18 protein-coding genes and 4 tRNA genes are annotated in these 18,600 nt (G+C 52.3%); 18 read left to right on the top strand and 4 right to left on the bottom strand.

The window, feature by feature from the left end:
- The first annotated feature begins 16 nt into the window (after nt 1-16).
- Entirely contained in the window at nt 17-460 is a 444-nt protein-coding gene (locus K9G39_RS07095; protein ID WP_292004230.1) for a C-GCAxxG-C-C family protein, read from the top strand.
- 24 nt (nt 461-484) lie between these two features.
- Here K9G39_RS07095 and K9G39_RS07090 read toward each other — a convergent pair whose 3' ends face one another.
- From K9G39_RS07090 to dapF, 3 genes are all read right to left on the bottom strand, one after another.
- Nucleotides 485-1,795 carry a Glu/Leu/Phe/Val dehydrogenase gene (locus K9G39_RS07090; RefSeq protein ID WP_292004229.1) on the bottom strand — a complete coding sequence of 437 codons (1,311 nt, stop codon included), beginning with the start codon at nt 1,793-1,795 and terminating at the stop codon, nt 485-487.
- A 60-nt stretch (nt 1,796-1,855) separates the two neighbouring features.
- A complete protein-coding gene (amrB, locus tag K9G39_RS07085; RefSeq protein ID WP_292004228.1) occupies nt 1,856-2,713 on the bottom strand; it encodes an AmmeMemoRadiSam system protein B in 858 nt (285 codons plus the stop codon).
- Between the two features lie 127 nt (nt 2,714-2,840).
- Nucleotides 2,841-3,647 (bottom strand): diaminopimelate epimerase, encoded by an 807-nt coding sequence (dapF, locus tag K9G39_RS07080; protein ID WP_292004227.1) that lies wholly within the window; start codon nt 3,645-3,647, stop codon nt 2,841-2,843.
- Between the two features lie 431 nt (nt 3,648-4,078).
- Here dapF and K9G39_RS07075 point away from each other — a divergent pair, with 431 nt between their 5' ends.
- From K9G39_RS07075 to K9G39_RS07065, 3 genes are all read left to right on the top strand, one after another.
- Nucleotides 4,079-6,274 (top strand): photosystem I reaction center subunit IX, encoded by a 2,196-nt coding sequence (locus K9G39_RS07075; protein WP_292004226.1) that lies wholly within the window; start codon nt 4,079-4,081, stop codon nt 6,272-6,274.
- A 92-nt stretch (nt 6,275-6,366) separates the two neighbouring features.
- Nucleotides 6,367-7,038: a 4Fe-4S dicluster domain-containing protein gene (locus tag K9G39_RS07070; RefSeq protein ID WP_292004225.1), complete on the top strand. Its 672-nt coding sequence runs from the start codon at nt 6,367-6,369 to the stop codon at nt 7,036-7,038.
- 107 nt (nt 7,039-7,145) lie between these two features.
- On the top strand, nt 7,146-7,913 hold the full coding sequence (locus K9G39_RS07065) for a polyprenol monophosphomannose synthase (protein WP_292004264.1): 768 nt from the start codon (nt 7,146-7,148) through the stop codon (nt 7,911-7,913).
- A gap of 54 nt (nt 7,914-7,967) precedes the next feature.
- Here K9G39_RS07065 and fusA read toward each other — a convergent pair whose 3' ends face one another.
- Nucleotides 7,968-10,043, bottom strand: coding sequence for an elongation factor G (gene fusA, locus K9G39_RS07060; protein WP_292004224.1), 2,076 nt, complete (start codon nt 10,041-10,043; stop codon nt 7,968-7,970).
- A gap of 386 nt (nt 10,044-10,429) precedes the next feature.
- Between fusA and eno the strand changes: the two genes are divergently transcribed.
- The 14 genes from eno to rplL all read left to right on the top strand — a co-directional run bounded on the left by eno (nt 10,430) and on the right by rplL (nt 18,551).
- Nucleotides 10,430-11,743 carry a phosphopyruvate hydratase gene (gene eno, locus K9G39_RS07055; RefSeq protein WP_292004223.1) on the top strand — a complete coding sequence of 438 codons (1,314 nt, stop codon included), beginning with the start codon at nt 10,430-10,432 and terminating at the stop codon, nt 11,741-11,743.
- 165 nt (nt 11,744-11,908) lie between these two features.
- A complete protein-coding gene (locus K9G39_RS07050; RefSeq protein WP_292004222.1) occupies nt 11,909-12,160 on the top strand; it encodes a septum formation initiator family protein in 252 nt (83 codons plus the stop codon).
- Between the two features lie 40 nt (nt 12,161-12,200).
- A complete protein-coding gene (gene ispG, locus K9G39_RS07045) occupies nt 12,201-14,237 on the top strand; it encodes a (E)-4-hydroxy-3-methylbut-2-enyl-diphosphate synthase (RefSeq protein ID WP_292004221.1) in 2,037 nt (678 codons plus the stop codon).
- Between the two features lie 61 nt (nt 14,238-14,298).
- Nucleotides 14,299-15,072 (top strand): SDR family oxidoreductase, encoded by a 774-nt coding sequence (locus tag K9G39_RS07040; RefSeq protein ID WP_292004220.1) that lies wholly within the window; start codon nt 14,299-14,301, stop codon nt 15,070-15,072.
- A 69-nt stretch (nt 15,073-15,141) separates the two neighbouring features.
- Nucleotides 15,142-15,214: transfer RNA gene (locus K9G39_RS07035), tRNA-Thr, on the top strand.
- Between the two features lie 11 nt (nt 15,215-15,225).
- Nucleotides 15,226-15,308: transfer RNA gene (locus K9G39_RS07030), tRNA-Tyr, on the top strand.
- A 29-nt stretch (nt 15,309-15,337) separates the two neighbouring features.
- A tRNA-Thr gene (locus tag K9G39_RS07025) sits at nt 15,338-15,410 on the top strand.
- Between the two features lie 26 nt (nt 15,411-15,436).
- Nucleotides 15,437-15,509 (top strand) — tRNA-Trp (locus tag K9G39_RS07020).
- 46 nt (nt 15,510-15,555) lie between these two features.
- Complete coding sequence (gene secE, locus K9G39_RS07015) at nt 15,556-15,747, top strand: preprotein translocase subunit SecE (RefSeq protein WP_292004219.1); 192 nt, start codon at nt 15,556-15,558, stop codon at nt 15,745-15,747.
- Nucleotides 15,748-15,769: 22 nt separating this feature from the next.
- Nucleotides 15,770-16,345 carry a transcription termination/antitermination protein NusG gene (gene nusG, locus K9G39_RS07010; protein WP_292004218.1) on the top strand — a complete coding sequence of 192 codons (576 nt, stop codon included), beginning with the start codon at nt 15,770-15,772 and terminating at the stop codon, nt 16,343-16,345.
- Between the two features lie 40 nt (nt 16,346-16,385).
- Nucleotides 16,386-16,811 (top strand): 50S ribosomal protein L11, encoded by a 426-nt coding sequence (gene rplK / locus K9G39_RS07005; protein ID WP_292004217.1) that lies wholly within the window; start codon nt 16,386-16,388, stop codon nt 16,809-16,811.
- A 68-nt stretch (nt 16,812-16,879) separates the two neighbouring features.
- Complete coding sequence (gene rplA / locus K9G39_RS07000; protein WP_292004216.1) at nt 16,880-17,569, top strand: 50S ribosomal protein L1; 690 nt, start codon at nt 16,880-16,882, stop codon at nt 17,567-17,569.
- 18 nt (nt 17,570-17,587) lie between these two features.
- On the top strand, nt 17,588-18,106 hold the full coding sequence (gene rplJ, locus K9G39_RS06995; protein ID WP_292004215.1) for a 50S ribosomal protein L10: 519 nt from the start codon (nt 17,588-17,590) through the stop codon (nt 18,104-18,106).
- Nucleotides 18,107-18,173: 67 nt separating this feature from the next.
- Nucleotides 18,174-18,551 (top strand): 50S ribosomal protein L7/L12, encoded by a 378-nt coding sequence (rplL, locus tag K9G39_RS06990; RefSeq protein WP_292004214.1) that lies wholly within the window; start codon nt 18,174-18,176, stop codon nt 18,549-18,551.
- Nucleotides 18,552-18,600: the final 49 nt, after the last annotated feature.

Genomic DNA, 18,600 nt, shown 5'->3' with positions numbered 1-18,600 from the left:
AAAGGAGGATATAACGATGACAAGAGGTGACCATGCGGTTTCGATTTTTTCGGAAGGGTACAACTGTGCCCAGTCGGTATTGTTCGCCTTCAGCGACGATCTCGGAATAGCGGGGAATACCGCACTGAAGATCTCCTCGGGGTTCGGCGGCGGGATTGGACGGATGCAGGAGGTCTGCGGTGCCGTGACCTGCGGCATCATGGTTATCGGTGCCAGGTATGGCCGTGGGGAAGGCGACGACAGGTCGGCTTCGGTCATCATATACGCAAAGACCAGGGAGCTCATGTGCCGGTTTGCCGAACGGCACGGCTCCTGTTGCTGCAGCACTCTGCTGAACGGATGCGAGCTCATGATCGACGAAGGACGAAAGTCTTACTCTGATAACGGGTTTTTCAGCAAGGTATGCACTCCCTGCGTACGCAGCGTTATCGAGATACTCGAGCATATATTATTATTATAATAATACCCGTTGGCCGGGCCTGCGTCATATCCACCCTCTCAGCTTCATGGCATCCGCCACGCGTCCGACACCTACGATATATGCTCCGAGGCGGTTATGAACGTTGTATCTGCCGGACGTTTCGTTCACGCTCCGGAATGCGGTTTTCATCTTTTTTTCAAGCCGCCGGTATACCTCATCCTCGTCCCAGTAGTATCCGTAGGTGTTCTGAACCATTTCGAAGTAGGATACCGTGACGCCGCCTGCATTGCAGAGAAGGTCGGGTATGACGAGGATTCCTTTGCTGTAGAGGATGCTGTCGGCTTCGGGAGTGGTCGGTCCGTTTGCGAGTTCCGCAACGATTTTCGCCCTGATGTTTTCTGCGTTCGAGCCGGTTATCACCGATTCCATCGCTGCCGGAAAAAGTACGGCAACGTCGAGTTCAAGCAGTTCTTCGTTCGATACCGCCAGGGATCCGGGAAAGCCGGTTACCGAACCGGCAGCCTCCTTGTGGGCACTGACTTCGGCGTGGTCGAGACCTTCGGGATTGTATATGCCGCCTTTAGAGTCCGATACACAGACCACCTTCATGCCGAGCAGTTCGGCGGCAAGTTTATGTGCATGACTGCCTACGTTGCCGTATCCCTGGATTGCAGCTTTTTTTCCGGAAAGGTTCAGGCCGATGACCTCGGAGGCTTCCCTTACGCAATAGATTCCACCCCGTGCCGTGGCATCTCCTCTCCCTGCCGATCCACCGATGGCAAGGGGCTTTCCGGTTATGACTCCGAATTCGTTGTTTCCCTGCATAAAGGAGTATTCGTCTGCCATCCAGGCCATAATCTGGGGCGTTGTGTACAGGTCGGGCGCGGGAACGTCTTTTTCAAGGCCAAGCATACGGCCGACCTGACGGATATAGGCGCGTGAGAGGCGTTCGAGTTCGCCGCTCGACATGGATTTCGTATCGCAGATCACCCCGCCTTTTCCTCCCCCGAGAGGCAGGTCCATGACGGCTGTTTTCCAGGTCATCCATGCTGCCAGCGCCCTTACCGTATCGATGGTTTCATCAGGGTGAAAGCGGATGCCACCCTTGTTCGGCCCGCGCGCATCATTATACTGTACCCTGAAACCATGAAAGATTTTTGTGCACCCGTTATCCATTTTAACCGGCATGGTGACGTGGAGTTCCCGGAGCGGCCAGCGGAGCAGCTCATGGGTAGCAGGATCGAGTTTCATGATAGCTGCTGCTTCGTCAAGCTGTTTTCGGGCAAAGATGAAAGGGTTACGCTCTGATGCGGATTCCGTCTGCATAAGCATGTCGGGAAGTGTGCACCGAACGGATTCGTTTCTTTCGATCATGGGTTGTGGCGTGGTTTAACTCGGGAAGAAAGCCGCGCAAGCGGGGTTGAATTAACTTGCTCAGGACTCGAAGAAGATGACGGTGCCAAAGCCTACGACACTCATTTTGTCGTCATAAGGGCCTTCGCCACTGTTGTTATAGCACAGTTTTTCGGCCTGCCAGCCAAGCTTTCCTGCTATGACCAGCAGGGTTTTCAAGGCATCGGGACTGCAGTAGAGGCTTATCTCGCCGGTAGTGCCGTGATTGATGGTTCTGCGTTCGTGCTCTTCGAGACCATCGATGTTACCGCTTACGACATGCTCAAGGGTCAGGCGATCTATCGTATTGGCATCGCGGTATGCGGGATAGTGCGACAGGTCGGTACTGACAACGATCAGGTCGTCATCTTCCAGCAGGGAGAGCAGCAGTTCGGCTGTTTTTTGGTGGATATCCCCGGTGTTTTCGCCGAAAAGCATGGGGAGGATGGAGAATCCTGGTTTGAGTGTGCGCCGCAGAAAAGGTAGCTGGATTTCCAGCGTATGGTCGGAATGGTGGGCGATATTCAGCTCGTGAATCAATTTCGGTTCCTTCTGCAGGAGTTTCCGGTTCAGGGTCGTATTGACAGGGATGTTGCCGAGAGGAGAGTGCCATGCTTTATGCGTGTCGAGCGCGATGCCTTCGAAAAGATAGGCATGGGCATTGCCCATGAGAAAAACAGTTTTGAACGAGTGGCCGATTATGGCTTTGTAGGCACATGCTGCGATTGCTCCGCTGTAGAGGTAGCTCGAATGGGGAGTGATGATTGCCCTGATTTTTTTTCTTTTTTCGTATTCAGGTGCAGCATGTTGAAGCAGGGTGGTGATCAGGGTTTCAAGTTCTCGGGTATCTGCAGGATAAAATGCCTCGGCTACGGCAGGATATCGTATTTCAGGATTCATGAATGGTTGTGCGGGAGTTTGCTTGCCGGTCTTTTAAAAAGATAGGGAGGATTTTCCGTTTTTTCGAGTATTTCCCCGTGAATGCCCTCTGGGAAAGTAATCCGTTACGCACTACGGGGAGAAGAAGCTACGGGAGTTCGACCGTGCCCTGGTAGATGATTTTTGCCGGGCCGCAGAGGGTTACGGTTTTCAGATTTTCACTGAAGGCGACTTCAAGGATGTCGCCGCTCCGGACTTTAACCTTCACGGTGGGCGAGGTTACCTTCCCAAGCCGGTAGCTCATCAGCGCAGCAGCAACCGCTCCGGTGCCGCAGGCAAGGGTTTCATCCTCGACGCCTCTTTCAAATGTTCTTACACTGAGACTGTCCGGAGAGGTTATTTCAAGAAAGTTGACATTGGTTCCCTCCGGAAAAAGATCCTTTCGGTGCCTTACCGTGCATCCCTCGGTATAGACATCGAGACTGTCGAGTTCACCAGGGGAGGTATAGATTACAGCGTGGGGGGATCCCGTGTTGACATAATGGCAGAGGCCTCCTTCCACAGGCAGACCGTCACGGAAATCCTCAGGGTCGAGCATGTGCAACCTTACCAGCTCAGGGCCGATGATGGCCGCATCATAGCGGTTGCCGTTTGCCTCGAAAGAGTAGCGTCCCTTTTCTGCAGACGGAACTCCTGAGGCATAAGCGAAATAGGCTGCACATCTTCCTCCGTTGCCGCACATCGATCCCGGCAGTCCGTCGGCATTATAATATTGCATGCTGAAGTCGAAGCGTGCCGATGGTTCCATGAGGATGAGGCCGTCGGCACCTATTCCGGTTCTTCTCCTGCACAGGGCATTGATTTGATGCCCTGTGAGCTGCAGGGCCCTGCTCCTGTTGTCGATGACGATAAAATCGTTTCCAGCTCCCGAGAGCTTTGTGAAATTGATCTGCATTCAGTTATCTGCCGGTTGTTGCGGGGTCTGTTTTTAGTGTCTTGTCCGGGGTCCATTCGATGAACCACCAGGGGTTCCGGTAAGTTAGAATGGCTAAAATACAGCCGCTGCGGGTGAAAGCCGCGCCAAAAAAATTTATTAGTTAAATAATTTTTCTTATTTTGTCTGCTACTATGTCAATTGATTTGTCGGGCATGCGACTTGTGACGGCAATAGTGATTGATTTTGTTCTGTATTCCTTGCTGATTTTTATGGAATTCGCACATGATAGCAGCCCAGCGCTGTTGATCCCGTTCAAGAGCAGCATTGATCCATGTGCTTTTTTATCTGAAATCCGGACTGGTGGCTACCAGGCTTAGTAAGGCACAACGCACAGATTTTCTTTTCGGTTTCTTCAACCTGAAATACGACCAAACAAAGGAGAGAATACAATGGCTGAACAAGTGAATCCTGCAGGAGTCAAGCCAAAGGGATCTGTCCCACCTCCCAAGGGGAATGCTCCTTCTCCCAAGGGAAACGGCGCACCCGGCGGTCCGTCCGTTATCAAGGAACAGGACGCTGCCAAAATGAGGAGATTTCTGTTCCAGAGGACAGAAACCAGAACCACGAAGTGGTATCAGGTCTTTGATACCGAAAAGCTGGACGACGAGCAGGTAGTCGGCGGCCATCTTGCGCTTCTTGGCGTCATGGGTTTTCTGATGGCCATCTACTACATTTCCGGAATCCAGGTTTTTCCGGGCGGTTATGCGGGTTTTCACGATAACTGGTTCTACCTTACCATCAAGCCGAGGATGGTATCCCTCGGTATCGACACCTACAGCACAAAAACCGCCGATCTCGAACAGGCGGCGATCAACCTTCTCGGGTGGGCTCTCCTGCATGTCGTTTCCGGTTCCATTCTGCTTTTTGGCGGATGGAGACACTGGACGCACAACCTGACCAACCCCTTTACCGGCAGGGCTGGTAACTTCCGCGACTTCCGTTTCCTCGGCAAGTTCGGAGATATGGCTTTCAACGGCACCAGTGCAAAGACCTACAAGGACGCCCTCGGCCCTCACACCGTATACATGTCGCTGCTATTCCTCGGCTGGGGTCTTGTGATGTGGTTCGCTCTCGGTATTCCTCCCGTACCCGATTTCCAGACCATCAATTCAGAGCCGTTCATGTCGTTCGTTTTTGCGGTTATCTTCTTCGCGCTCGGAATCTACTGGTGGAATAACCCTCCCAATGCAGCCATTCACCTCAATGATGACATGAAAGCTGCATTTTCGGTTCACCTGACCGCTATCGGCTACGTAAACATCGCGCTCGGCGTCATTGCTTTCGTGGCTTTCCAGCAGCCATCTTTCCATGCCTATTACAAGGAACTTGACAATCTCGTATTCTATCTCTACGGTGAACCATTCAACCGTGTCAGCTACGACTTCGTTCAGGAAGGCGGCAGAATCATATCCGGCAAAAAGGAATTCGCCGAATTCGCTCCTTATGCAATTCTTCCAAAGAACGGTCAGGCATTCGGCATGTCGAGGGTGGTCATCAATCTGATTACCTTCAACCATATCATCTGCGGCGTTCTCTATGTTTTTGCAGGTGTCTATCATGGCGGTCAGTACCTCCTCAAGATTCAGCTGAACGGTCTGTACAACCAGATCAAGTCCATATGGATCACCAAAGGCCGCGACCAGGAAGTTCAGGTCAAGATTCTTGGTACCGTCATGGCACTATGCTTCGCCACCATGCTTTCCGTTTATGCGGTTATCGTCTGGAACACCATCTGCGAGCTGAATATTTTCGGCACCAATATCATGATGTCGTTCTACTGGCTGAAACCTCTTCCGATGTTCCAATGGATGTTTGCCGATCCGAGTATCAACGACTGGGTTATGGCTCATGTCATTACTGCCGGTTCGCTGTTCTCCCTTATCGCGCTCGTGCGTATCGCATTCTTCTCGCACACCTCTCCACTGTGGGATGATCTCGGTCTGAAAAAGAACTCGTATTCTTTCCCCTGTCTCGGCCCGGTTTACGGTGGTACCTGCGGCGTATCCATTCAGGATCAGCTCTGGTTCGCCATGCTTTGGGGAGTCAAGGGTCTTTCAGCTGTCTGCTGGTATATCGATGGCGCATGGATTGCTTCGATGATGTACGGTGTGCCTGTTGCCGATGCGAAGGCATGGGATTCGGTTGCCGGACTGGCTCATCACTATACCTCGGGCATCTTCTATTATTTCTGGACGGAGACCGTGACGATCTTCTCGAGCTCTCATCTTTCGGTGATTCTCATGATCGGCCACCTGATCTGGTTCATCAGCTTTGCCGTATGGTTTGAAGATCGCGGTTCCCGTCTTGAAGGTGCCGATATCCAGACCCGCACCATACGCTGGCTTGGCAAGAAGTTCCTCAACAGGGACGTGTCTTTCCGCTTCCCGGTTCTGACGATTTCCGATTCGAAGCTTGCCGGTACCTTCCTGTATTTCGGCGGTACCTTTATGCTGGTCTTCCTCTTTATCGGTAACGGTTTCTATCAGACAGATTCTCCGCTGCCTCCTCCTGTCGCTGATGCTACCGTATCCGGACAGCAGATGCTGACACAGGTTGTGGACTTCCTGATCAAGCTGGTTGCCTGAGTTTAGTCCATCCCGGGGGGCCTCAAAAACCCTCCGGATCTCTTTTGGCCTGTCAATACTTTTACCATTGTCAATTTAAGAGGAGGGTTTTTATGGCCGAGCCTGTTAAACAGCCAGATATATCTCCAAAGCCTGCCGCTCCAGCAGCGAAAGCAGCACCGGCCGCACCCAAAGCTGCCGCGCCGGCTGCAAAGCAGGATCAGGCTAAACCGAAGGCATCAGCGCCGAAGCAGACATCAGGAAAGCCTCGCCTTGAAGCCTTGAATGTCAATCTTGGAAGAACCGGTATCCGTCAGGAATCCGCGCTTCCCGTAAAGAAAGCAGCTCCGAAGCCTGCGCCAAAACCGGCACCGGGGGCAAAGCCTGCAGCCCCGGCAGCAAAAGCCGCACCGGCATCGGGAGCCGCTCCTGCCGCAAAAGGGGCGCCGGTTGCCAAGCCTGCGGCTCCAAGAGCGAAAAAGCACTATTTCATTATTGAAAATCTCTGTGTAGGATGCGGACTTTGTCTTGATAAATGTCCTCCCAAGGTCAATGCCATCGGCTACAAGTTTTACGGAGATGTTCAGGAAGGAGGATTCAGATGCTACATCGATCAGGTTGCCTGCATCTCCTGTTCGGCCTGCTTCTCCGGTGACGAGTGTCCGTCGGGGGCCTTGATCGAGGTACTGCCGGATGGTCAGGTGCTCGACTTTTCCTATACGCCTCCCGAAAGGCTTGATTTTGATCTTCGCTTTCTTCACCGCTTTCATCGGGAAGTCCGTTAGGAACGTTCGCGTTTGCATGAAATACCACAAAAGCATTGCCCCTGTCAGCGGGCAATGCTTTTTTTTTGAAGAGTGACTATTGCATTATGACGGAAATCACATCTCTGATGACCTCCTCCGCCGAATCCCGTCCGTTTCCGCCCGAAGGTGGAGACCCGGATATCCTTGTCATCATTCCAACCTACAACGAGTCCGAAAATATATCGAGGGTGATTGAAAAGGTGTTTACCCTCTATCCTTCAGGACTCGATATTCTGGTTATCGACGACAAATCGCCTGACGGAACGGCAGCAATCGTAACCTCCCTGCAGCCCGGAAGGCCCGGTCTGAGGCTCATGGAAAGAAGCGGCAAGCAGGGTCTTGGCACTGCCTATCTTGCAGGATTCCGTTACGCCCTGCAGAAAGAGTACCGGTTTATTATAGAGATGGATGCAGATATGTCCCATGACCCCGAGATGATTCCCTCGCTGGTAGGGGGTATGGACTCCGCTGATCTTGTGATAGGTTCCCGTTATGTGAACAATACGGTCAATGTGGTTAACTGGCCTCTTGGAAGGCTGGTGCTCTCAAAACTGGCAAGCGGGTATACCCGCATGATAACCGGTATTCCGGTTTTCGATCCTACCAGCGGGTTCAAATGCTTCAGGAGAGAGGTGCTCGAATCCCTCGATCTTCAGCGGGTTAATTCCCAGGGGTACTCTTTTCAGATAGAAATGAATTTCAGGGTATGGAAAAAGGGGTTCATTATCCGGGAGGTTCCGATAGTTTTTACCGACCGGACGGTCGGTAAATCCAAAATGACCCGAAAGAATATCCGTGAAGCGGTCTGGATTGTCTGGTGGCTTAAGATCAAGTCGATTGCGGGATTGCTTTGAGCGTCGTTCTCCGGAAGGATTTTACGCTTCCGGAGAACGTCACCGGGAAACGTTTCAGTGCTGGCGGTTTTCTGCAATGATTTCCTGCATGATCTCCTGGGGAGCCTCTTCGTAGTGGCTGAAGCCGTAGGAATATTTTGCCCTGCTTTGCGTCAGCCTCGTCAGGGAGTGGTGGAACGAGGAGAGCGAAGCCTGAGGAATCAGTGCTTTGACGATCTGAAAACGTGCATCAGTGTCCATGCCGATAATCTTGCCTCTTCTGCTGGAGATTTCACCTACGATTTCGCCGGTGTACTGCTCTGGAGCATAAACCTCCAGGGAGTAGAACGGCTCAAGGAGAAGAGGCTTTGCTTTTTCGAATGCCGATTTGAATGCCATGCTGGCCGCTATCTTGAAGGCGAATTCGGAACTGTCGACCGGATGGAAGGATCCGTCGTAGGCGACAGCCTTGAGGTCGATAACGGGAAAGCCTGCAAGAATGCCGGTCGAGATGGACTCCCGGACACCTTTCTCGACTGCGGGCAGATAACGGGTAGGAACCACACCGCCGACAACTTCGCTTGAAAATTCGAAACCGCTGTCTCTCTCTTTTGGTTCAAGTCTCAGCCAGACATCTCCGTACTGGCCCCTGCCGCCAGACTGTTTCTTGTATTTTCCCTGGGCTGTAGCGGCAACACGGATGGTTTCGCGATAGGGGATTTTTATCGGAGCGGTCTCGACCTGAACGTTGAACTTGTTCTGCAGGCGGCTGATGATGATGTCAAGATGGGTTTCGCCAAGGGTTTTAATGATCGTCTGGTTAAACTCTACATCATGGATAATGGCAAAACTCGGGTCTTCTTCATGCAGATGATGCAGACCGGCGGAAATTTTCTCTTCGTCACCCTGTGCAACCGGGATGATTGCCGAAGCGAAAACCGGCTGCGGAAAGACTATCGGACTGATCCGGCAGTTTTTACCCTTGTCGGTAAGCGTATCGTTGGTGTGGGCGTCCTTTAGCTTGACAACCATGCCGATGTCACCGGCAAGAAGTTTTTCGACAGGCAGTTTTTTCTGGCCGAGCACGGTGTATACCTGGCCGATTTTTTCAAGCTGTCCTGTCTGCACATCGATAAGTTCATGGCCGGTTTCGATATGGCCCGAATAAACGCGGAGATATGAAACCTCTCCTACCCTCGGTTCCGACATGGTTTTGAAAATGAAGGCGACCGTCGGACCTTCCGGATCGGGTTCGAGAAGGTTTTCCGTATCGTCGATCGTGCAGAGCGAATGTTCGGGCCCCCTTTCGATCGGGGAGGGACAGAGGTTGACGATGCCGTTGAGAAGCCGTTCGGTGCCGATAAGGTGTAGCGGCGAACTGCAGAATACGGGGAAAAAGGTTCTGGTGAGCAGGGCCGATTTGATGCCGGAGCGCAGTTCGTCCTCGGTGAGGGTTCCTACTTCGAAGAAACGGTTCATCAGCTCCTCGTCGGTTTCGGCGACGGCTTCTATGAGCTGCTGATGAAACTCCTCGGCCAGTTTCAGATGGACGGCGGGTATGTCGGATACGGTCATGTTGCCCGGCTTGTCCGGGTTGAATTCCAGCTGTTTCATCAGCAGCACGTCAACGAGGATATGGTGGCCGAGCCCTTCTTCAGCCGGGAACTGGATAGGAGTCACAAGGTGGCCGAAATGCTCCCGCAGCTCTTCCAGAGAGTTGCTGAAGTTCGTGCGGTCGGCGTCGAGCTTGGTCAGCACGAACATGGTCGGTTTGTAGTACTCCTGGGTATATTCCCAGACCGAATCGGTACCGACCTCAACGCCGGTTGCCGCATTGACGGCGATAAGAACGGTATCGGCTACACGCATGGCAGATTTGACGTCTCCGTGGAAGTCAACCAGGCCCGGTGTATCGATAATATTGATTTTATGGTCATTCCAGAACCCGTTAAGGATACTGGTATTGAGACTGTGTTTTCTCTGTACCTCGTCGGCTGAATAGTCCGAAATGGTGTTTCCGTCGTCGATGCTGCCCAGGCGGTTGATCACTCCCATCGAAAGGGCCAGTGATTCACAGAGCATGGTTTTACCGGATCCGGCATGGCCGGTTACGACAATGTTTCGCAGTTGTTCGGGTTGGACGGCTTGCATGGCGGCACTCCTTGGTTGAATTGATTGTTGGGCGCAACTGAAAAACCTGTTGTGTATGCTCCCGGCTTCCAGGAATCGGCGTGCATCTCCGGGTCCACTCCGGTTCCTGCGCTATGGCGGCATCGACCTCGAAGCGCATGCAACGGTTTTTCAACGGCGGCCCGTTTTCTTTGCGGGCCAGGATAAAAGAAGTCTGGTGCTGTCTGATCTCTTCAGGTGAAAAACAGCTTATCATTCAATAAACAAAAAAAAGCTTTATTTGATGGTGCGGCAGCAATGAAATCGCATGGAAATTGGATAAATTTATGCATTGTGATCCGGTAACGGAACCGCTTGTTCCGCCCGGCTTTGTCGCCTGTTTCATAAAACAAAAACCCAAATCCGCTATGCCCATAATCAGGAAAGTTCTTGCACGCCAGATTCTTGACTCGAGAGGTAATCCTACCGTTGAAGTCGATGTATACACTGAAAACTCGTTCGGCAGGGCGGCCGTGCCGAGCGGAGCATCTACAGGAGTTCATGAGGCGGTAGAGCTCAGGGACGGCGACGCAGGAATCTATCTTGGAAAAGGGGTGCTGAAGGCCGTCGGGAATGTCAATACCGTCATCAACGAGGCCCTCTGCGGCATGCTGGTGACCGAGCAGGAGGAGATCGATGAAATGCTGCTTGCTCTTGACGGCACGCCGAATAAAGCAAAGCTTGGGGCCAACGCCCTGCTTGGCGTATCGATGGCCTGCGCAAAGGCCGGCGCCGAATATTCCGGCCTGCCACTCTTCCGCTACATCGGCGGCACCATGGCCAATACGCTGCCGGTTCCCATGATGAATGTGCTCAACGGCGGCGCTCATGCCGACAATACCGTTGATTTCCAGGAGTTCATGATTATGCCTGCCGGTTTCGCCTGCTACAGCGATGCGCTTCGCTGCGGTGCTGAAATCTTTCATGCCCTCAAGGCGCTGCTCAAAAGCAAGGGACTGAGCACGGCGGTCGGCGACGAGGGAGGGTTTGCGCCTAACCTTCGTTCGAACGAAGAGGCAATCGAGCTGGTGATAGAGGCGATCGGCAAAGCCGGTTATAAAGCAGGCTCCCCGACCGACAAAGGCGGGCTCGGTGATGCCCAGGTCATGATCGCTCTCGATCCGGCCAGTTCCGAGTTCTACGATTCTGCGAAACAGCGCTATGTGTTCAAGAAATCCTCCAAACAGGAGCTGACCTCCCTTGAGATGGCCGAGTACTGGGAAAAATGGGCCAGCGCCTATCCCATTATTTCCATTGAGGACGGTATGGCTGAAGATGACTGGGAAGGGTGGAAACTGCTGACCGACAAGATCGGTTCGAGGGTGCAGCTTGTCGGTGACGATCTTTTCGTCACCAACAGCAAGCGGCTCGCTTCGGGCATCGAGCGCCGGGTTGGTAACTCGATTCTCATCAAGGTGAACCAGATCGGCACCCTTACCGAAACGTTGCAGGCTATCGATCTGGCAAAGCGCAACGGATATACCGCCGTTATCAGCCATCGGAGCGGAGAGACCGAGGACAGCACCATAGCCCAGATCGCCGTAGCTACCAATGCCGGGCAGATCAAAACAGGAAGCATGTCGCGTTCGGACCGAATGGCCAAATACAACGAGCTGCTTCGGATTGAGGAAGAGTTGGGAAGCCAGGCGAAGTACCCGGGCGGTGCAGCCTTCAGGGTATGAAAATGCAGGGAGGGAACCCGTTGATCCGGGTTCCTTCTGCGTTTCTGCAGGAACATACCGTTTTACGGATAGAATAGGTTCAGCCAATCTCAAGCCAGCAGGTACAGAGCAATGAAGCTTTTTTATGGTTTACGGGATTTTATCAGTTCCAGTCCGAAAAAATTTTTGTTTCTGATTTTGTTCGGCTTCATCGTTATCTGGTTTCTTTTCGACGATTACGGACTTCTCAAGCGCATCAGGATGGAGGCCGAATACCGTATGTTGCTCGAGCGTTCCCGCCAGGAGCAGCAGCGCATTGTCGACAACGAACAGCGTATCAGAAACGCATACAGTGCCGACAGTATCGAAAAAGCCGCGAGGGAGAAGTATAATTTCCGCAGGGAAGGGGAGACCCTCTATATTATCCGCAGCAAGTAGCCGGTCAGTCAATCACAAGAGATCAATTTTCCTTTTTTCAATGTATCACTATCGCCGTCGTTATACCAGGGAAGTCGCCTTCGGGCCCATATCGCTTGGGGGATACCAGCCGATCAGGGTGGAGTCGATGACCAATACCCATACCAGGGATACCGCTGCTTCCGTCGAACAGTGCCGGCGCCTTTATGAGGCGGGGTGTGAAATTATCCGTCTTACCGTTCCGACAGAACGGGATGCCGAAAACCTCAGGCAGATCCGGGACCAGCTCCGCCATGACCGCATCGACACGCCTCTGGTTGCCGATATTCATTTTTCGGCTCGTGCGGCCCTGAAAGCCGTCGAGTATGTGGAGAACATCCGGGTAAACCCCGGTAATTATGCCAACCGGCAGAAGTTTTCAAGCGAGGGTTATTCGGAAGATGAGTTCCGGCGTGAGCTCGATGCCGTTCGTACGGAGTTTGTGCCTCTGGTGACAAGGGCCAAAGATCTCGGCGTCTCCATGAGAATCGGCACCAACCACGGTTCCCTTTCCGACAGAATAGTCAGCCGTTACGGGAATTCTCCCGAGGGCATGGTTGAGGCGGCTCTGGAATTCGCCCGCATCTGTGAAGAGAACGGTTATTACGATCTTCTCTTTTCAATGAAGTCATCCAATGTGAGGGTGATGATCCAGGCATACCGGTTGCTCGTGCAAAAGGCCGACGGGGAACTCCGTCATGCCTATCCCCTGCATCTCGGCGTGACCGAGGCTGGTGACGGCGACGAAGGCCGGGTTAAATCTGCAATGGGAATCGGAGCGCTTCTCGAGGACGGTCTTGGCGATACCATCAGGGTTTCCCTGACCGAGGATCCGGTCAACGAGGTTCCGGTAGGTTTTGCGATCGTAAAAAAATATAACGATTACCATCTTGTGCGAGGGGAGAGCGCCCATCTTCCCGTGAAGCATGTTATCGAGAGGCAGAAGGGCTCCCGCCCGGAGCCTCCTCCTCCGTTCGACCCATTCAGCTACCGCAGGAGAGTTTCCGCCCGGGTTTTTCTTGCCGGTTTCCATGCGGGCGGCGACGAGATGCCGAGGGTTGAAACGGAAGTCTGCGGCCGGCTTTCCGATGCCGAGACGGTTTTTCAGGAGATCAACGCCCGGCTTGCCCCTGAAAAACCTCCTGATGCCATCCGTTCGGAACTTGTCGGCGTGCGTGTAGACAGCGCCGAGGACCTTGCCGCCCTCGATGTTCTTCTTGCAGGGCTGGGTGAAAACGCCCGGTTTGTAACGGCATCGACTTCCAATCCGCTGCTTTTTTCCGGAATGGCCGGAAATGTCGCCAAGGCAAGGCTCGATATCCGGGAGGGGGAACGGCTTGACCCCGATTTCATAACGGAGCTTGACTCCCTGTCGCAGGGAGCGCTGGAATTCTGCTTTCTGCATGATCAGTCGGGAGAGCGTGTTCCGGCCGAGGTACTTGTGCGTTTTGCCCGCAAGCTCAGGGCGCAGGGGTTCGAGCGGGTGTTTTTTTCCGTCATCTCCTCCTCTCCGGTGTTCGTCTACCGGCATCTTGTGAGGGAATTCAATGAGTGCGGCATCGATTACCCGCTGGTGGTTCGTTTTCATAAAGGCTGCGACGACCGGCTCGATACGCTGATCGACGCTTCGGTTCAGACCGGAACGCTTTTCTGTGATGGTATCGGAGATATCCTTGCCCTTGATACCGGGCTTTCCCCTGCCGACGAGATCGATCTTGCATACAATATTCTGCAGGGAGCAAGGACCCGTATGTCAAAAACCGAGTTCATCTCCTGTCCGGGTTGTGGCAGAACCTATTTCGATCTTGAAAAGGCAGCCAGATCGATCAAGCAGAGGCTCCTGCATCTGAAGGGGCTGAAAATCGGCATTATGGGGTGTATCGTCAACGGTCCCGGCGAGATGGCCGATGCGGATTTCGGCTATGTAGGATCCGGAAAAGGCCGTATAAGTCTTTATGTCGGAAAGGATTGTGTCGAGGAGAACCTTCCGGAGGATGGGGCGGTTGACCGGCTTATCGAGCTTATTAAGGAGAGGGGAAAATGGATCGATCCCCGATAGAGGCAATCGTGGCTGTTTTACGGAAATGATGATTCCCGGTCGGAACGGGCAGCTGTTACCGGTGACTCTCGTTACGGGAGCATCCACGGGAATAGGCAGTGCTCTTGCCGGTGCGTTTGCCGGTATGGGCAATCATCTGCTGCTGGTCGCCCGATCGGAAGACAGGCTTGCAGGGCTTGCCGAAGAACTCCGGGCCGCTCATGGCATTTCGGTGTTCAGCTGTCCTGCAGACCTCGCACTGCCTGAAAGTCCGCAGCGAATCTTCGATTATTGCCTCCAACACCATCTTGCCGTCCGGTTGCTGGTCAATTGCGCCGGGACGTCCCGTGCATCCGATTTCAATAACCTTGCCTTGCGTGATATCGAGCGTATCATGGCGGTTAACATGTCAGCCGTCGCAAGACTTGTCCACCTGTTCCTGCCAGGCATGGTTGCGGAGCAGGAAGGGGGGATCATCAACATCGCATCTCTCGGAGGTCTCCAGGGCGTGCCCGGTCTCGGTCTCTATTCGGCGACCAAATCCTTTTTGATAACGCTGGGCGAGGCGCTTCATATGGAGCTCAGGGGTACGGGAGTGAGGGTTGCTACCGTCTGTCCGGGCTTTGTCGATACCGGTTTCATGGAGAAGGCCGGACATGACCGCAGGGGTGTACGCTTACCGGTTTGCAGTGTGGATGTTGTCGTAAGGGCTGTACTCAGAGGCTACAGGCAGAATCGCATGCGTGTTTATCCGACTCCTCTTGATTTTCTCATTGTCTTTTCACAGCGTTTTGTGCCGCGACTCTTTTCCGTCAGACTATCAGGGTATCTTGCAGCGGCAAGAAATAATCAATAATTTGTTTCTTTTTTTTTGTATTTAAAAAAGCGCAGGCTATATTACCTGCCCTGTTTTTTAGAATGAGCTGCTGGTGTAGCTCAATTGGTAGAGCAGCTGATTTGTAATCAGCAGGTTGCGGGTTCGAGTCCCATCACCAGCTCTTGACATTGCGGGTAGGTAGCGAAGTGGTTAAACGCAACAGACTGTAAATCTGTCGACATATGTCTTCGGAGGTTCGAATCCTCCCCTACCCACGGAATATTTTCGCGTTGTTTTTGCAGAGGCTGATGTAGCTCAGTCGGTAGAGCACTTCCTTGGTAAGGAAGAGGTCATCGGTTCAAGTCCGATCATCAGCTCAGGGTTGTTTTGCTGGATTTGACAGACGTCAGTAGCTTAATTGGTAGAGCAGCGGTCTCCAAAACCGCAGGTTGGGGGTTCGATTCCCTCCTGACGTGCCGGTTATCATAAAGTATTTCACGATTCTTATTGCGGACTGTGCATATGCGTAAAATTACAGGTAAGGTCGGTCAGTATTATCGTGATGTTGTCGGAGAGATGCGCAAGGTTGCCTGGCCGGGCAAGGAGGAGACAAAAGATCTGACCATCGTGGTGTTGACCGTTTCCGGTATTCTTGCCTTGTTTACCTTTGCTGTTGACTGGGTAATTAATTCTGTTATGAGCCGGTTGTTATAATAACCACAGTTGAGGTACAGAGATGGGTGTGAGAAAAAAAAGTGCTGATGATCAGGTGATCCCTGTTCCGAGGTGGTACGCTCTGAGGATTTATTCCGGTCATGAGCGTAAGGTCAAGGAAGGGATCGAGGCAGAAGTGCTTCGTTGTGGTCTCGAAGAGAAGATTCTTCAGGTTTATGTGCCTTACGAGCGTTTTGTCGAGGTCAAGAACGGGAAAAAGAGAAGCCTCACCAAGAACGCTTTTCCCGGTTATGTGCTTATAGAAGCTGTTCTGGATAAACAGACCAGAAATCTTATTCTCGATATTCCCTCCGTCATGGGATTTCTCGGCGTCGATGACAATCCCACTCCGCTGCGTCCTGACGAAGTGGAGAAAATTCTCGTGCCGGAAAATGCCGCCGAGCATCGTTCCGTTGTCGAGGCTCCTTTCAGGGTCGGCGATTCGGTCAAGGTTATCGATGGCCCGTTCAGTTCTCTTACCGGAGTAGTTCATGATGTCTGTACCGAGCGCATGAAGGTCAAGGTCATGATCAGTTTCTTTGGACGCAGTACTCCTACGGAGTTGGATTTTTCACAGGTCAAGTCGGTTTCACAATAATACAAGGGCTTAAACTTTTAAGCTTCTGAATAAATAGGTTATGGCAAAAAAGGTAATCGGTTTTATCAAGCTTCAGATTCCTGCAGGTGGCGCTAATCCGGCTCCGCCGGTCGGACCGGCTCTCGGTCAGAAAGGTGTCAATATCATGGAGTTCTGCAAGCAGTTCAATGCGAAGACCCAGTCTGAGGCCGGTATGATCACACCTGTTGTGATTACCGTTTATTCCGACAAGTCGTTTACGTTCATTACCAAAACCCCTCCTGCGGCGGTACTTCTTCTCAAAGAGGCCAAACTGCAGAAAGGTTCCAATGAGCCTAATCGCAACAAGGTAGGCACCGTGACTATAGAACAGGTTCGCAGGATTGCCGAGCTGAAAATGCCGGATCTCAATGCTGTCGATCTTGCCGGTGCCGAGCAGATGGTTATGGGTACGGCAAGGAGTATGGGTATCCTCGTTCAGGGCTGAGTTTCCTGGTAAAAGCAGAGTGTGGGAGGCCATTGGCCGCTTTTTTAACCACTTTACAAGACAAAAAAATGGCTGGAAAAAAATACAGGGAAGCCCTGACAAAAATCGACAGGCTGCAGGAGTATGATCTTGCCGAGGCTGTTGCGAAAGTCAAGGAAATTACCAATGTCAAATTTGACGCAACGATTGATGTTGCCCTGAAGCTCGGTGTCGATCCGCGTCATGCCGATCAGGTTGTTCGCGGAACCGTCATGCTTCCGCACGGCACGGGAAAAACCGTTTCCGTTCTCGTTGTGTGCAAGGAGGCGAAAGCTGATGAGGCAAAAGATGCCGGTGCCGATTTTGTCGGTTTCGAAGAGTACATCGAAAAAATCCAGTCCGGATGGACCGGCGTCGATGTTATCATCGCTACCCCCGATGTTATGGGTCAGCTTGGCAAGGTTGCCAAAATTCTCGGTCCTCGCGGTCTTATGCCGAACCCGAAATCGGGAACGGTTACGATGGACGTCGCAAAAGCCGTTAAAGAGGTAAAAGCCGGTAAAATCGAGTTCAGAGTCGATAAGGCAGGAAATGTTCATGCTCCTGTAGGAAAAGTCTCCTTTCAGCCTGAGCAGCTGGTCGAGAACATTACCAGCTTCGTCAGGGAGGTGGTCCGTTTGAAGCCTTCCGCTGCCAAGGGTCAGTATGTGCAGGGAATAGCGGTTTCAAGCACGATGTCTCCGAGCGTGAGGGTCAGGAAAGAAAAATTTGTTGCCTAACATAAACGGTTTACAGTGATGAAAAGGGATAAAAAAGAGCAGATTGTTCGGGAGGTTGCCGAGAAGATCGGCAGATCCCAGGGATTATATCTGACGGAATACCAGGGATTGAACGTCTCGAAAATGGCCGAACTTCGCAATGAGTTCAGAAAAGCCGGTATCGAGTACAAAGTCATAAAGAACACCCTTGTCAAAAAGGCCCTGCAGGAACTTGCACAGGGTGACAAGCTGGCTGACGGGCTGAAAAGCACAACAGCTGTCGCTTTCGGTTACGACGATCCGATAGCTCCGGCAAAAATCATCAGGAAGTTCAGCAAGACCAACGATGCGCTGAAGTTCAAGATGGCCTCTATCGATGGTGTCGTTTATGGTGAGGACAAGCTCAACATGCTTTCGGAGATGCTCGGCAAAACCGAAAATATCGGCCGCGCAGCAGGTCTCATCAACAATGTCGTCAGCTCCGTGCCTATGGTGGTCAATGCTGTCATGAGGAGTCTCGTATCGGTTCTCGACCAGGTTGCCAAACAGAAGCAGTGATCAGTAAAAAAGTCTATTACGCACTCAAGATTATATTTAATTACACAACAAACAGGAGAGGGAAATAATGTCTATTGAAACACTTGTAGAGGAAATTGGTAAGCTTACCCTTACAGAAGCATCCGAGCTGGTTAAGGCACTGGAAGAGAAATTCGGCGTAAGCGCAGCTCCTGCTGTTTTCGCCGGTGCTGCAGTTGCAGCTCCAGCAGGCGATGTTCCTGCAGTGGAAGAGAAAACCGAGTTTGATGTTGTGCTGACCTCCGCAGGCGAAAGCAAGATCAACGTTATCAAGGTTGTCCGTGCAATCACCGGTCTTGGATTGAAAGAAGCCAAGGATCTGGTTGATGGTGCACCGAAGACCGTCAAGGAAGCGCTTTCGAAGGATGAGGCAGAAAAGATCGCCAAAGAACTCAAAGAAGTTGGCGCAGGCGTAGAGGTTAAGTGATCTTTTTTACGAGTCATTCCAACAACAAGCTCCGTCTCCCCAGAGAGAC

It is taken from the genome of Chlorobium sp. (assembly GCF_021740465.1).
GTDB lineage: Bacteria > Bacteroidota > Chlorobiia > Chlorobiales > Chlorobiaceae > Chlorobium.
This window is presented reverse-complemented; position numbering and strand designations above follow the sequence as displayed.

What these genes read in the sequence shown, in the direction of transcription:
- K9G39_RS07095 (WP_292004230.1), top strand. Translation starts at nt 17, where the DNA reads ATGACAAGAGGTGACCATGCGGTTTCGATTTTTTCGGAAGGGTACAAC.
- dapF (WP_292004227.1), bottom strand. Translation starts at nt 3,647, where the DNA reads ATGCAGATCAATTTCACAAAGCTCTCGGGAGCTGGAAACGATTTTATC.
- K9G39_RS07075 (WP_292004226.1), top strand. Translation starts at nt 4,079, where the DNA reads ATGGCTGAACAAGTGAATCCTGCAGGAGTCAAGCCAAAGGGATCTGTC.
- amrB (WP_292004228.1), bottom strand. Translation starts at nt 2,713, where the DNA reads ATGAATCCTGAAATACGATATCCTGCCGTAGCCGAGGCATTTTATCCT.
- K9G39_RS07070 (WP_292004225.1), top strand. Translation starts at nt 6,367, where the DNA reads ATGGCCGAGCCTGTTAAACAGCCAGATATATCTCCAAAGCCTGCCGCT.
- rplJ (WP_292004215.1), top strand. Translation starts at nt 17,588, where the DNA reads ATGAAAAGGGATAAAAAAGAGCAGATTGTTCGGGAGGTTGCCGAGAAG.
- rplK (WP_292004217.1), top strand. Translation starts at nt 16,386, where the DNA reads ATGGCAAAAAAGGTAATCGGTTTTATCAAGCTTCAGATTCCTGCAGGT.
- secE (WP_292004219.1), top strand. Translation starts at nt 15,556, where the DNA reads ATGCGTAAAATTACAGGTAAGGTCGGTCAGTATTATCGTGATGTTGTC.
- K9G39_RS07065 (WP_292004264.1), top strand. Translation starts at nt 7,146, where the DNA reads ATGACCTCCTCCGCCGAATCCCGTCCGTTTCCGCCCGAAGGTGGAGAC.
- rplL (WP_292004214.1), top strand. Translation starts at nt 18,174, where the DNA reads ATGTCTATTGAAACACTTGTAGAGGAAATTGGTAAGCTTACCCTTACA.
- rplA (WP_292004216.1), top strand. Translation starts at nt 16,880, where the DNA reads ATGGCTGGAAAAAAATACAGGGAAGCCCTGACAAAAATCGACAGGCTG.
- nusG (WP_292004218.1), top strand. Translation starts at nt 15,770, where the DNA reads ATGGGTGTGAGAAAAAAAAGTGCTGATGATCAGGTGATCCCTGTTCCG.
- K9G39_RS07090 (WP_292004229.1), bottom strand. Translation starts at nt 1,795, where the DNA reads ATGATCGAAAGAAACGAATCCGTTCGGTGCACACTTCCCGACATGCTT.
- fusA (WP_292004224.1), bottom strand. Translation starts at nt 10,043, where the DNA reads ATGCAAGCCGTCCAACCCGAACAACTGCGAAACATTGTCGTAACCGGC.
- ispG (WP_292004221.1), top strand. Translation starts at nt 12,201, where the DNA reads ATGTATCACTATCGCCGTCGTTATACCAGGGAAGTCGCCTTCGGGCCC.
- eno (WP_292004223.1), top strand. Translation starts at nt 10,430, where the DNA reads ATGCCCATAATCAGGAAAGTTCTTGCACGCCAGATTCTTGACTCGAGA.